This is a genomic window from Methanoculleus taiwanensis (assembly GCF_004102725.1).
GTDB lineage: Archaea > Halobacteriota > Methanomicrobia > Methanomicrobiales > Methanoculleaceae > Methanoculleus_A > Methanoculleus_A taiwanensis.
Genome location: NZ_LHQS01000004.1, coordinates 22,470 through 36,016, shown reverse-complemented (window position 1 = coordinate 36,016; position 13,547 = coordinate 22,470). Strand labels below are relative to the sequence as shown.

The window sequence follows — 13,547 nt, the reverse complement described above, 5'->3', positions numbered from 1 at the left end:
TCTATCGGGGTATTCACAATGTTCGGTCTTCTGCTTTCAAAGGTTATGGATGTCAGCCCGATTCAGCGCCAGAGTATCATCTCTCTTGTCTCCACGGTTGGCCTGACGGCGTTCGGTCTTCTTTCTACAATGTACTTCTCGCATACGGTCGGCCCTGCTCCTCTCGGTGCCTACTTCCTCTTCCTTGCATATTTCGGGATCTTTACGCTCATCGGTGATGCAGGTTTCGGAACCGCTGCGGTGAAGAGAATATCCGAAGGGACGGATCAGAATGCATTCTTCACCGCACTCATTGCACTCAAAGTAGGTCTGTTCCTGGTCACTGCAGTAGCCCTCGTCGTGGTGTATCATTTCGGCGCTGATCTCTTCTCACCGGATCTTACTCTGTGGCTGCTCGTTGCACTCTTTGTCGGCGCGCTCTACACAGCAGTCAACTCGGGTACGGCAGGATCCGGTAAAGTGGGTATCAGTCAGATCACGAACCTTATCAACAACGTCTCAAAAATTGTCATGCAGATTATAGCCGTCTTTCTGGGTTTTGGTGCTGGAGGGTTGATCGGTGGGTTCGTCGCTGGTATGGCTGTCGGGATGTTTGTAAATCTGCGGTACCTGGATCTTCGCCTCGTCCGCTTTAATCGGAAGCATATCTCAAGCCTATCTACTTTTTCGTTCTGGATATTCCTGAGTTCCGGAGGAATACTTGTATTCAATTACGCTGATACCGTCCTGATCGGCTACTTCATGACCGAGGCGGACGTGGGTATCTACCGGGTAGCTTTTCAACTGACCTCGCTTGCGACGTTCGTTTCGCTGGCGCTCCACAGTTCCCTCTTTCCGAGAGTGAGCAACTGGAGCGCACATAATGAGATCTCACTCATTGAATCCGCACTTTCCCGGGCGTTCACCTATTCACTGCTTCTCGCACTCCCGGTGTGTGTCGGTGGATGGCTACTTGGCGAAAGGCTTTTGTACTTCCTCTATGGAGCTCCCTTTGCTGCGGGTGCTTCGGCACTCGTCATTCTCCTTGCCGTTCAGGTGGCTTTTGTCTTCACGGATCTGCAGACCATGAGCCTGAATGCAATGGATCGGCCGCGCGATTCGTTCCGGGTTACCGCTGTCGCTGTCGTGGTTAACATCGCTCTTAACCTGCTGCTCATTCCCGTTATCGGGTTGATCGGCGCTGCGCTGGCGACTTTTGTGACTATGCTCCTTAATGCGGTGCTTGCACGCCGCGTACTCAGCAACGTGATGTGCGTGAAGCTCGAGACCGGCTCTGTCCGTAATATTCTTGTAGCAACCGGAGCAATGGCAGGCGTAACCGGGCTCTTCGGTCTTTTCTTTCCCCTTATGCATATTGCATCGGTCATGACGGCAGTGGTTCTTGGGGCAGCGGTCTATGCAATCGTGCTGATGAGACTCGATCGAACGATCCACGATGAACTGCAGGGAATTGCCGTGAAGATGGGGGTTCCCTGGCCTTCATGCCTGTAAAAAGTTCTGTTGGGAAACAGAGGGTTAATCCTCTCTTTATAGGTGTTATGATGGCGCTGGAACCTCTCAAAGCGATATTATTGCCGTCTTCTGTTTGAGAGGGCCTTACGAGTGTTTGGAGTTAGCGTTTGATTCTGGTTGAAGCATCCTTCGCTCACCGCGCCTGCATCCATACCTCAGCGCCTATTGGATTCGCATAAAGGTAGTGATCGAGTGGGGATCGTTTATTGTTTTTCACCGGTTGAGCCTGCGGCAATCATGGTTTTATCGGTGGTTTCGGGAGCAATATCGAGATCCCTTCAATCAACCGATCAGTTCCCATGCCATCGGGGTGCCCTTCTTGACATCACGGTTCACCCGCCGGCCAAGCAGCATATCGTAATATTTTGGTGCGAGGCCGAGGCCGGGGCGTACGCAGCGGAGGTTCTCACGGGTGAGCAGATCTCCCGCTGCGAGATCCTCTGCAATATACAACGACCTGCGGAAGACCAGGGATCGCTTCTCCGCATCACCCGGTCCGTACCGCACCTCTCCGAGCGACTGCCACGCACGTTCTGTCTCCACGACAAGAGTGCGCAGTTCCTCCGGTTCCAGTGAGAATGCGCTGTCCACCCCGCCGTCGGCCCGGCAAAGCGTGAAGTGCTTCTCGATCACCGTTGCGCCGTGAGCTACCGCCGCGACCGCTGCCCCCACACCCATGGTGTGATCAGAGAGGCCTACTTCGCAGTTAAAGAGCGTGCGCATGTGGGGGATGGTGGCCACATTGCTGTTCTTCGGCGTGGCCGGATAGGTGCTGGTGCACTTGAGCAGTATCAGATCACGGCACCCGGCCTCGCGAGCGGTGCGCACCGCCTCATCGAGTTCGGCGAGTGTGGCCATGCCGGTGGAGATGATCATCGGTTTGCCGGTGGCCGCTACTTTTCGGATCAGGGGAAGGTGCACATTCTCGAAGGAGGCGATCTTATAGGCCGGCACGTTCAGACCTTCGAGGAAGTCAACAGCGGTTTCGTCGAAGGGTGTGGAGAAGCAGATCATCCCGAGTTCCCGTGCCCTCTCCATAATCGGTGCATGCCACTCCCACGGCGTTGAAGCGAGTTTGTAGAGGTCGTAAAGGCTGTTTCCCTTCCAGAGGTTCTGATCGTCCCTGATGAAGAACTCGCCCTCACTCACGTCAAGCGTGATGGTGTCGGCGGTGTACGTCTGGAGTTTGAGAGCGTGGGCACCTGCCTTCGCAGCGGCCTCGACAATCTCGAGCGCCCGCTCAAGCGACTGGTTATGATTGCCTGACATCTCGGCGATAATGAAAGGCGGTGCATCCCGACTGATTGTATGGTGTGCGATCTGCATGGTCATTCTGTCCGTTTATGCCTTTATTTCTGTTTGATTTGTCTTCATGCTCTCAAAGCTGGTGAAAGCACCTATCAGAAAAGGCGCTGATACATCACCTCGCCTTTTTCGGAAGATAGGATCTCGAAGCCGAGGGATGCGAACACCTTGCAGGAAGGCAGATTGCTCTCCTTCACCCTGCCGAAAACCTGTGTTTTACCGAATTCGGTTTGCAGCTTTTCCAGAGCAGCCTTGAGCAGCGACCGGCCCAGGCTCCGCCTGCGAAACTGAGGTGCAAGGAGGTAGTGCGTTTCCCAGGTATGATCGTGTCGCTCAAACCGCACCTGCCCTATGGGAATACCTTCTTGTGTCTCCACGATGTAGAAGCGGCACTCGTCTGGATTTCTGAGCCGACTGTGGAACCATCTTCGGTGCGTCTCTGCAGTGATTGGATCAGGTGAGAATGAACAGCGTCGTGTCTCCGGGTCGTTCGCCCAGGCCAGAATCAACGCTTCATCGGAGAGGCGGGCATGGCGCACCTTGAGCGGCGTACGCGGAGTTATGGTCACCACGGTGGCGATACGATCCGCTCCTTTCCCATCAACTATTCTGTGACACCGCAGAGACCATGATCCATCTGAATCACTCTCGACTAGCTCGGCCAGTACGTCCCTGATGCTCTGTTCTGAAACCGTATCTGTATGGCCGAGCCAGCGTACCAGTCCCTCTTTGTGCAGCTTCTCGGCAATTGGCCGCTGATTTTCAGCCAGCGTTACGACGACTGCCGGGAGCCCGAGACACAACCGCTCCCAGGTCGTTGCTCCGGCCGCACCGATGGCGAGATCTGCCTTTACCATTAGCGGTGCAAGGGTCGGCAGACTCCCGTGCACGTGAATGTTGGCATGTCCCGCTACGTGATTTTGAATTGCCGGAGCATGAGGACTGGCATCAGAGATGACGACATCGACCTCGATATCCGGTCGGTTCAGGCTGCTGAAAGCCGCGAGCGCAACGCCGGTCAGGTTGTCGGAATCAGCCCCGCCAAACGAGATGAGGATGCGCCGGATAAAGCCTTCCCGTGGAGGGACGCGCTCGTGCAGTTCTGCGTACATCGGCTGCAGCATGGCGTACTCAGGTCCGAGCAACAGGCTGCAGTCTGCTGGCACCCTGCCTGTATAGCGGGTGTGCAGATCCGCGACGAGGTTCTGGTCGAGCAGCAGGTCACAGTCGTGCGTCCGGTCGGCAAGGTCGTCGATCACGAAGATGCGTCCCACCAGGGGACGCAGCGCACGTTCCCACCGATGGTCGAGGGCATAGTGATCCACAACCAGCCAGTCGGGTTCGGTCCCCAAGGTTGTGATCGCGGCACTGGTCTCCCCGGCATCCTCCTGCCATGTCGCACCAAGCAAGGGCGCGTGGGCTGGTGTTGCTTCAACTGTAAACCCGTCTGCCGGTGCCGGGAGCCGGTAGACTGCAAAACCCCGTTCTTCAATCAGGTCGCAGAGATGGCCTTCGTGCTCGCGGCAGATGAACAAAATCTCAGCACCTTTCGCGCTCAGAGCCCCGGCCAGCGTCAGGCAGCGTATGACGTGGCCGGTACCGATGGTCTGTGAGGCATCTGCCCGAAAGACGACCCTTAAAACCATGACTGTGCGCTCACCTCAGTTCAGTCGTTTGAATCCGGCATGACAGACCGGTCCCTCGAGCAGGTCGTCTACCGATCGCCCGGACTCGCATTCTTTGATCAATGCAAAGATCGGATCCAGTTCCTCAAAGTATGCGTCGACCACTTCCCGGGTGTGTTCGATGCAGACATAGATCGAAGTGGCGGCCAGAAACCCTTTCTTGAGCATCTCCTGTGTGATCAGGGTCTTGTACTTGAGCATATCCGGCACCGGGAAACTAAAACCGATCAGCGCCGGCAGGCCGGTGATCCGGATTGGCAGATCATGTTTTTTGGCAAGTTTCTGCCATCGCCTGCTGATATCGCGCCCGGTATCGGTGATCCGCTCCCAGGACCTCTCCCGCTCCATCACTTCCAGGGTCTTGAGTGCGGCGGAGGGGCCGATACGTTCGGTCCAGAAGGTGCTGCTGATGAACGTGCTCTGAGCCGCCTCCATAACCTCCTTCCGGCCGACCACCGCGGAGATGGCATAACCGTTACCGAGCGCCTTGCCGAAGACGGCCATATCCGGCTCGACCCCGTAGTATTTGTGCAGGCCGCCGAAGGTCTGGCGGAAGCCGGAGGTGCATTCGTCAAAGATGAGCACGATATCGCGGTCCGTTGCGAGCTCGCGCACCGCCTCGAGAAAACCTTTCTCCGGCCCCATGTTGCGCGAGACCTCCATCTTGATGACGCCGATCTCGTGCTTCTGCACCAGTGCCTCCAGTTCTGCAAAGTTGTTGTAGGTGAACGGCAGGACACTGCCTTTCAGGTTCCGCGGCACGCCCTTCGGCTCAAGGCCGGGCAGGAGGTGGCCATCCAGGCTCTGCTCATCGCTTAAGTTGGCAGACAGATACCAGTCGTGCCAGCCGTGGTAGCCGCAGAAGGCGACCTTGTCACGGCCGGCAGCCGCGCGGGCAATCCGGATGGCTATGGCATTGGCTTCGCCGCCGGAGCGTGCCAGCCGCACCATGTCGGCCCAGGGGTGGAGATCGACCAGCCGCTCTGCCAGGTAGACCTCCTCCGGGCAGTTGAAGGTGGACATATTGCCTGCGGCCACGGTGCGGCAGACCGCTTCATCCACCTCCGGGTGGCCGTATCCCAGGATATTGGTGCCGATGCCCATGAGGGACGTGTCGATGTACCCATTTCCGTCGAGGTCCCAGACCCGGCAGCCTTTTGCTTTGCTGAAATAGGCCGGCCACCGCTCGGGCAGGAACATCTCCGCACGTTTGGAGAGCAGCATGTTGCCGCCAGGGATGACCCGTTTAGCACGTTTCCAGAGCTTCTGGCCGGTTCCAAGGTGTGTGCCCTCGTTTCGGATCAGGTGCCGGTTGGCGGTGAACCGCTCCGGGTGCTCCCGGCATAGGGTAAGTACATTGTGCCAAGAGAAGTCCCGACGGGGGTGGAAGTGGTCGAATACCATGCGGACGACGTCAAAGTCTTCCGGCTCGTCGACGGTCCAGCGCTCGCCCGAGAGATCGGTTTCGTTGGCAACGTTAGCCCGGGTAAACTGCTCGGATTCGCGGATGTACGGCGTGACATGCTCCCGGTGGCGGGTATCTTTCGCCTGACTCCAGGCGGTTTCGAGCGCTTCGAACGTGAAGACCTCAATGTCGAGCCCGTCGGGGTAGGTCGGGGGCATCGTGTTCGTCGCGTAATCCACGCCTGTCTCGCGGAACCGGGCAACGACGGCATCGATGATCTCCGGATCAATCAGCGGACAATCGCCGGTGATGCGCACCACCACGTCGGCTTCTGCAGCCTTTGCTGCCTGGTGGTAGCGATCGAGCACGTCGTCCTCACTGCCCTGATAGACCTCATAGCCCAACGCCCGCACGTACTCTGCAAGCGGTTCATTTCGAGGATCCTTTGAGGTGGCAAGAGCGATCTGGTCGATATGCCTGGCTTTCGATAGTCTCTCTAAGAGAAGCCCGATCATCGGCGTGCCGCAGATCGGTCGCAACACCTTGTTCGGGAATCGGGTCGAGCCCATGCGGGCCTGAACAATAGCGACGGTTTTCATGGTCATAGACTTCCCCATCGGGACGGATTGATGAGATCTGTATCTTCGATCATAAGTGTGGCAGGCGGTGCGGGCAGATCCGCTTCGGTAGCGGCGAGAATCTCCTGCAATTGCCTGCGGTTATCGACGCCGACAACGACACGGTCGATCTCAGGCTGCGAAAGTACGAATCCGAGGCATGCCTGAACCGGTGTCAGCCCCTGTCTGCTCAGCCAGTTATCCCATTGCTCCCATAGAAGTTTCCAGCGATTGAACTTTTCCGGCCGGCGGTCTGTTTCCATCAGCAAGAGTCCCTGCAGGAAGGCTGACCGGGCGTGCACTTCCGTGCCTGCCCGGTGCATCCTGGTCAGCCAGCCGGAGGTCTGTATGCGGCGGTCCAGGATGTTGAACGGTGCCTGCACCAGATCCAACCGGAAATCCGGCCAGAGGAGATCCAGTTCTTCCGGGTTGTAGATGGAAACACCGATCTTTTTGACCATGCCCTGCTCCTTGAGGTCTACGAGGGCAGAATACAGTTCTTCACCCGACGGTTCCAGCAACTGCTCTGAGCGATGCAGCAGCAGACCGTACAGGCTATCGATCTTCAGCCGCTCCAGTGAGCACGCCACGGCCTCCTGTACCCACGTGTTCACATTGGTGCATCTCTCGGGCATCGCCGGCAGCTTGGAGACGACATGCCACGCTTCGACACCAATCTCCCCGAGCCGCTGTTCGCTCTCTCCGTAGGCAATGGCCGTATCAAGGGTGTCAATCCCTGCCGCCCGGGCCTGCTGAAGGATGGCCGCCGCCTCGCCCGGGTTGACCTGCCCGGAGGTATTGGCCACGCCGTACGGCAGGCCGAACTGCACCGTCCCGAGAGCTATGCGGGATTTATTCACCAGAAAGCGCCTCCTGCAGCGCCTTTACCACCAGGTTCTGGTCGTGTTCGGTCAGTCCTGGATACAGCGGCAGTGTTATGGCTTCCTGCCCATGCCTCTCCGCTTCAGGATACGACCCTTCCGTAAACCCGAGTTTGCGGTAGTAGGGCTGCAGGTGCACCGGCATGTAGTGCAGGTTGACGCCGATACCCTGGCTGCGCAGGTCTTCGAAGACCTGGCGGTGGGTCTTATTGATCATGTCCTGCTTGAGCCGCACTACGTACAGATGGTACGCAGATCGGTTCCCGGAGAGCACCGTTGGAAGTTCCAGGGGCAGATCCTGCAGGCTCTCGTTGTACCGCTCTGCAAGGGCATTGCGGCGGGTGATATAGGCGTCCAGCCGCGTCAACTGGCTGAAACCGAGCGCCGCCTGAATGTCGGTCATGCGGTAGTTAAACCCGAGCATCTGCTGTTCGTAGTACCAGGGGGCGGGAGCGGAGGCCTGCAGCAGATCAGTATCACGAGTGATGCCGTGGGTGCGCAGGAGGGCCATGCGCCGGGCAAGGTCGTCATCGTTGGTGAGCGCCATCCCCCCTTCGCCGGTGGTGATGATCTTCACCGGGTGAAAGCTGAAGACGGTTATATCCGACCAGCGGCAGCTCCCTACCGGCTCGCCGTTTCGGTCGGCGCCGATCGCGTGAGAGGCATCTTCCAGCACCCGAAATCCATACTCCTCCGCGAGTTCCCGGATCTCTTCCTGCTCGGTTGGCTGACCGGCAAAGTGCACCGGCACCAGCACCTTCGGCAGACGTCCGTCCCGCCTGGCCTGCCGTAACTTCTCCCGTAGCCGGGGCAGACTCATGTTCCAGGTGAGCGGGTCGATATCGACGAAGTCGACATCCGCCCCACAGTAACGGCCGCAGTTGGCAGAGGCTACAAAGGTGTTCGGCACTGTCCAGAGCCGATCTTCTCTCCCTAAGCCGAGTGCAAGACATGCGATATGCAGAGCCGATGTGGCGCTGTTCACGGCGACCGCATGTTTTGCCTGTACCCTGGCTGCTACGGCCTGCTCGAAGCGGGGAACGGCCGGACCCTGGGTGATGAAATCTGAACGGAGGACCTCGACCACCGCGTCGATATCGACCTCTGTGATATCCTGCTTTCCGTAGGGGATCATACGATTCCTGATAGGTGATTGAGTTCCACTATCTCCGCAATAGAGAGGAAATGGGGGTTCTTCCCGGAGTTATACTCAAATTCGGAGTCCACGGGACGGCCGGTCTCGCCCAGTGCATTACTGGTGAAGTCGATAGGGGCATTAAACTGGATGGTCGGGCGGATGACGTAGTGATCGGCAAACTCCAGCGTCAGGTGGGAGTCGTCGGCGGGGCACATGACTTCGTGCAGTTTCTCGCCGGGGCGAATACCAATGATGTTGTGCGGGAGCTCGGGTGCCATGGCCCTGGCGAGATCCACAATCTTCACCGAGGGGATCTTCGGCACGAAGATCTCGCCGCCCTGCATCCGCTCGAAGTCCTTAAGGACGAAGTCCACTCCCTGCTGGAGGGTAATCCAGAAGCGGGTCATCCGCTCATCGGTAATGGGAAGGTGATCGCATCCCTGTTCGATGAGTTTCTTGAAGAACGGCACCACTGAGCCGCGCGACCCGACTACGTTGCCGTACCGGACGGCAGAGAAACGTGTGGGTTGCCCCCCGGCGATATTGTTGGCTGCCACGAAGAGTTTATCCGAGGCGAGCTTGGTGGCGCCATACAGGTTGATGGGGTTCGCTGCTTTGTCGGTGGAGAGAGCGATGACTTTTTGGACATTGTTGACCAGCGCTGCATGAATCACGTTCTCCGCCCCGTAAATATTGGTCTTGATGCACTCCATCGGATTGTATTCCGCTGCCGGTACCTGTTTCAGCGCCGCCGCATGGATCACATAGTCCACGCCTTTCATGGCCATTATCAGGCGGTCGCGGTCACGCACATCGCCGATGAAATAGCGCATGCAGTCCTGGTTGAACTGCTGCTCCATCTCAAACTGCTTGAGCTCGTCGCGGGAATAAATGATAAGCTTCTTCGGGGTATAGCGTTCCAGAATAGTCCTGACGTACTGTTTTCCGAAGGAGCCGGTTCCGCCGGTGATAAGGATTGATTTGTCGTTGAACATCGGACACACTTCTTGATTTTTGTATTGGAGAAGGATGCTCTCAAATTCGGATTACTGCACTATTATACTCAATGAGTCGAATGCATTAATATTTCCTATCATGCAGCCGGAGAGCTGCTGCTCCACTCTCAAGCCGGAGCAATCAGGGTTTCATTCAGCCTGCAAAAATATCGGAGAACTCCGGGTGCTGATCCCGAGTGCTCTGTCCACTCTTACCTGGTGGATTCTCTCCGCTTGCTATTGATTCTGGTGTTGCCGGCCGTGTTGAAAATCTCTTGAGCGGAGGTTATCGGCGGACTTTTGCTCTCTGCTCTCCATCCACTGTGACGCACTCAGGTATGAGGGGTGAGCATCTCTCGGCGATGCGGATTTGCTGCCCGGGAAAATGGCATTTCAATCTGCCAGAACTGCCTATAGTGCGGCGCCATTCTACAGCGATTCATTCATCTGCAATCGGCAGCTATGGCACTGTAGACTCCGAGCAGTTCACCCTCCACCCGCTTCCAGTTATACTGCTCTTCAACCGCCCGCCTTCCGTTCTCCCCCAGCCTCTGCGCTTCGTCGGGATTGTCGATCAGGTAGGCCATGCTCGCAGTAATGGCACTGACGTCCGTCGGATCGACGAGAATCCCGCAGTCCGCTTCGTTGACGATCTTTCGAATCTCCGGAAAGTCACTTGCGATGATGGGAAGACCGAGGTGCATGTAATCGAAGAGTTTGTTTGGTAGCCCGATATAGACATTGTAGTAGTGGGGCTGGAAGACAAGAAGCCCGATGCCCCCCTCGGTCATCTTTGCATACATCTCGCCGGGGGGGAGGTAACCCGTTGCGGTGATCCGCTTTCGGACATCCTGGCTGCCCGGCATCTCCGCGATATCTTCGCGGATATTTCCGATGAGGGTGAGGGAGATCTCCGGGTAGCGTTCGCTGAGAATCTCAAGAGCACGGATACACTCGTTAATTCCGTGGAATGCATGCATATTCCCTGCCATATAGACGAGCTTATGCAGATCCCTCTCTGCTGGCCGGTTAATGTCAGCGTTCTGCAGTGAAAAATTCGGCAGAATAGTCGGACGGTGCTTCATTGCGTTGAACCGTGCAGCAACGCTCTCGCTGACCGCAATGGTGCCGTCGGAACACCGCGAGAGGATCATCTCGAGGGGTTCGATGAGCCTTCGCAGCGCCGCGTGGAATAGCGTGTTGTCGGCAAGCCCCATATCGAACGGTATCTCGCTCGGCCAGTGCTCGTGGATGTCGTAGATCAGTTTCTTCCCCTTCAGGGCTTTTAAAAAAACTCCCAGCAGGAGCGCATCCGGCTCATGGCAGTGGTAGACGTCTGCATCCTGACGGAGGGATGCTCTGAATATACTCAGGAGTGTTATCGGGTGGAGCAGGAGTGATCTCTGTCTCCTGATAGTGACGACATGGACACCGTCGATCTGACCGACGCCCTCCTCTCCCGATGGTGCGACAAGCGTGACCTCGTGCTCTTTGACGAGACTTTTTGCCTCTTTCTGGAAGATCCTTCCGTCATGTGGCGGATGGGTTGTAGTGAGCATGCATATTTTCATAAATCGCGGAGACTGACCGGAGATCCGCGCCTGCATCCTTCCCCCTTCCTATCCGCAGACACGGATTCGCGACTCTCCGGCAGCACGCAATAATATAATATTCATTATATAATTCTTATGGTGAACAGCCCCTGTTCCACTCTATCTGCACTCGGCCGTCCGAGTCTCCGGGCATACATCTCAAGTATGGGGTCTCGTATCGTTGATTAAAGTCTCCTCATCACGGAAATTTTAAAAAAAGGAAGATTTATTCGAATTTTTCACCGGATTGTACTCCCCGGCTCTTCCTCTGATCTCTCGCCGTCTCTCCCCGATTGGTACTCCAGTAGCCCGCGGCGCACCCGTGCCGCCTGCTCTCTCCAGGTGTGGTTCTCTCTCACGGCAAAGAGTCTCTGCGACAGGTCTTCCCGCTTCCCGGGGTTTTTCAGTAGATCCTCGATCGCTGCAACGAAGGCCTCGGTCGAATAGTCGACGTAGACGATCCCGCCGTTGCTTCCGATCTCCATGAGTGACTCGCATTTCGTGCAGAGTATCGGGATGGTCGTTCCGATGTACTCGTAGAGTTTTGTTGGGGATGAGAGGTTCAGGTACGGCTCCTCCGGGTTGTAAGGCATGACGAGCAGATCCATGCTCTTCAGGGTGGCAGGAATACTCTCCCGTGGTAGTTCACGCCGGACGATACAGTCTGAATGCTCGATCCGATCCCGGAGTTCCTGTCCTAACCCGGGTCCGTAAGGGCCGTAGAGATGAAGCATAATGTCGGGATTTGCTGCATGCAGAGCCGTGCAGGCCTCGACCAGAAGATCGATTCCCCGGTTTCTCGTCAGGGCACCGATGTAGCAGACGTTACACCTGCCGTTGACGGCACGATACGGCTCAGGATACAGGTGCATGAAGATGTCCTCGAATGCATTCGGGGCGATGACGACCGGTGTTCCGTTCAGGCCGTAGATCCTGCTGACGTGGTCCCACATGGGTTGATTTAATGCGACGATCATCGAGGCGCTCTTGAGACTGTGTGCCTCGAACCGCCGGCTTAACTGCTCTTTTCCGTCTCCGACCGCTCCGGTCTGCTCCAGGGTGTCGTGCAGGTCAAGGATCGTCCGGGCACCGATAAACGAACAGAATGAGAAGAGGAGTCGGTTCTGCACCGTCGTCATCGAGTGCGGGTAAGCAAAATATACCCATGGGCGGTCGCGGCGGATGCGGTATGCCGACCGGAGAGCGGCAAGGGTTTTTCGTACATTGTCTGCCACCCTCCGGGGTATGCCCCCGCCCGGTGAAATATCGTAAGAAACGGCATCGATCGTCACATCCGTATATTCCGCAAGTTCCTTCAGTAGAAAATGGATTCGGGTATATGTAGGCGATACGCCGGTTCCGAGCTTCTCGAGGAGTGTGCCGTTGCATACGGCGAATATCCGGATCATACGGCCTGCCCCTCGATCGCCTGCACCAGTCTCTCTTCCCGCGACTCGAGTGAAAACCGGTGCTGCACTCTCTCCCGGGCCATCCTGCCCGTATCAGCATTGAGTGCACATGCGACGGCATCTGCCGTTGCTTCGACGTCGCCGTAGGGCACTATGAATCCTGTATCTCCGACCACTTCAGGAAGCGCACCCCTGTCGGTCGCCACTGGTACACACTCGCATGCCATCGCCTCTGCGAGAGCGACACCGAACGATTCACGATAGGAGAGCTGGCAGTAGACTCTGGCTCTGCGGTACCAGGAGAGCAGTTCTTCCTGGGACAGCGCGCCCGTAAACTCGACGTTTCCGGGGACGGCTTCACCGAGTACCTTAAGGGAATCGTCCTGTATGCTGCCTGCGACGACGAAACGGATTTCTGGAAAGTATCGGGCGACCCGGACGAATGTATCGAGTCCCTTTATAGCGATATTGGCTCTGTTGACCAGGCAGACTGTCAGCACCAGATCCTCTTTTCCTCCGTTCGGGGAAAAAACAGAGCAGTCAATCCCGTTGTAGACGGTCTCAAGCGCACGGGGGCGGGCTATCTGCTCGATCTCGACGCGGTTGAACTCCGATACGGCAAGGATGCTATCGGCGTGGTTGAGAATGTACCTGATTCTCCGTGAGAGCACCGGGTCGAGGAGGGAACCGTATCCGATCTTGGGTTCTCGTGCCACTTCGTACCCCCCGATGACGACGATCGAGCGCCTCCCGAGGAGCTGTGAGGCAAGAACCGCGAGATAGGCATGGTTGTGGGCGAACCAGCAGAAGACGACATCGGCCCAGAGGGCACCTCCGACAATCTTCAAGAATGCAGATCCGGCGTTGCCCTGCCGCGAACCGGTTTCGGCATCGAGAACGATCTCTCTGACCTGATAGTGCCTTTGCAGAATGTCGCGATCCCTCGTGGTAAATGTAGACCTCGACGGGGATATGAGGCATACTCTGGTCATCATCGTTATCCCGGCG

The 13,547-nt window shown here is 57.0% G+C and carries 10 protein-coding genes; 1 reads left to right on the top strand and 9 read right to left on the bottom strand.

The genetic code is table 11. The features are described from left to right. The first annotated feature begins 18 nt into the window (after positions 1–18). Positions 19–1,491, top strand: coding sequence for a flippase (locus ABH15_RS12745; protein ID WP_128694891.1), 1,473 nt, complete (start codon positions 19–21; stop codon positions 1,489–1,491). Between the two features lie 303 nt (positions 1,492–1,794). Here the strand turns inward: ABH15_RS12745 and pseI are convergent, their stop codons facing one another. The 9 genes from pseI to ABH15_RS12700 all read right to left on the bottom strand — a co-directional run bounded on the left by pseI (position 1,795) and on the right by ABH15_RS12700 (position 13,387). Further along, positions 1,795–2,838: a pseudaminic acid synthase gene (gene pseI, locus ABH15_RS12740; RefSeq protein WP_128694889.1), complete on the bottom strand. Its 1,044-nt coding sequence runs from the start codon at positions 2,836–2,838 to the stop codon at positions 1,795–1,797. Positions 2,839–2,912: 74 nt separating this feature from the next. Continuing rightward, a complete protein-coding gene (pseG, locus tag ABH15_RS12735) occupies positions 2,913–4,463 on the bottom strand; it encodes a UDP-2,4-diacetamido-2,4,6-trideoxy-beta-L-altropyranose hydrolase (RefSeq protein ID WP_128694887.1) in 1,551 nt (516 codons plus the stop codon). Between the two features lie 15 nt (positions 4,464–4,478). Continuing rightward, positions 4,479–6,512 (bottom strand): aminotransferase class III-fold pyridoxal phosphate-dependent enzyme, encoded by a 2,034-nt coding sequence (locus ABH15_RS12730; protein ID WP_206633457.1) that lies wholly within the window; start codon positions 6,510–6,512, stop codon positions 4,479–4,481. Beyond that, the gene (locus tag ABH15_RS12725) at positions 6,509–7,384 is read right to left on the bottom strand and encodes an aldo/keto reductase (RefSeq protein ID WP_277749835.1); all 876 of its coding nucleotides are present in this window, start codon (positions 7,382–7,384) and stop codon (positions 6,509–6,511) included. Before ABH15_RS12725 ends, ABH15_RS12730 begins: the two co-directional genes overlap by 4 nt. Further along, a complete protein-coding gene (pseC, locus tag ABH15_RS12720; RefSeq protein ID WP_128694883.1) occupies positions 7,377–8,540 on the bottom strand; it encodes a UDP-4-amino-4,6-dideoxy-N-acetyl-beta-L-altrosamine transaminase in 1,164 nt (387 codons plus the stop codon). Before pseC ends, ABH15_RS12725 begins: the two co-directional genes overlap by 8 nt. Continuing rightward, on the bottom strand, positions 8,537–9,538 hold the full coding sequence (pseB, locus tag ABH15_RS12715) for a UDP-N-acetylglucosamine 4,6-dehydratase (inverting) (RefSeq protein WP_128694881.1): 1,002 nt from the start codon (positions 9,536–9,538) through the stop codon (positions 8,537–8,539). Before pseB ends, pseC begins: the two co-directional genes overlap by 4 nt. Positions 9,539–9,981: 443 nt before the next feature. Then, positions 9,982–11,097 (bottom strand): glycosyltransferase family 4 protein, encoded by a 1,116-nt coding sequence (locus tag ABH15_RS12710; protein WP_241648121.1) that lies wholly within the window; start codon positions 11,095–11,097, stop codon positions 9,982–9,984. 272 nt (positions 11,098–11,369) lie between these two features. Continuing rightward, positions 11,370–12,539: a glycosyltransferase family 4 protein gene (locus tag ABH15_RS12705; RefSeq protein WP_128694877.1), complete on the bottom strand. Its 1,170-nt coding sequence runs from the start codon at positions 12,537–12,539 to the stop codon at positions 11,370–11,372. Continuing rightward, positions 12,536–13,387, bottom strand: a complete 852-nt coding sequence (locus tag ABH15_RS12700) for a glycosyltransferase family 4 protein (protein ID WP_241648120.1) — start codon at positions 13,385–13,387, stop codon at positions 12,536–12,538. Before ABH15_RS12700 ends, ABH15_RS12705 begins: the two co-directional genes overlap by 4 nt. Positions 13,388–13,547: the final 160 nt, after the last annotated feature.

Excerpts from the sequence above, each read along its gene's own strand:
- ABH15_RS12745 (WP_128694891.1), top strand. The coding sequence starts at position 19 with ATGTTCGGTCTTCTGCTTTCAAAGGTTATGGATGTCAGCCCGATTCAG.
- pseI (WP_128694889.1), bottom strand. The coding sequence starts at position 2,838 with ATGCAGATCGCACACCATACAATCAGTCGGGATGCACCGCCTTTCATT.
- pseG (WP_128694887.1), bottom strand. The coding sequence starts at position 4,463 with ATGGTTTTAAGGGTCGTCTTTCGGGCAGATGCCTCACAGACCATCGGT.
- ABH15_RS12730 (WP_206633457.1), bottom strand. The coding sequence starts at position 6,512 with ATGACCATGAAAACCGTCGCTATTGTTCAGGCCCGCATGGGCTCGACC.
- pseC (WP_128694883.1), bottom strand. The coding sequence starts at position 8,540 with ATGATCCCCTACGGAAAGCAGGATATCACAGAGGTCGATATCGACGCG.
- pseB (WP_128694881.1), bottom strand. The coding sequence starts at position 9,538 with ATGTTCAACGACAAATCAATCCTTATCACCGGCGGAACCGGCTCCTTC.
- ABH15_RS12710 (WP_241648121.1), bottom strand. The coding sequence starts at position 11,097 with ATGCTCACTACAACCCATCCGCCACATGACGGAAGGATCTTCCAGAAA.
- ABH15_RS12705 (WP_128694877.1), bottom strand. The coding sequence starts at position 12,539 with ATGATCCGGATATTCGCCGTATGCAACGGCACACTCCTCGAGAAGCTC.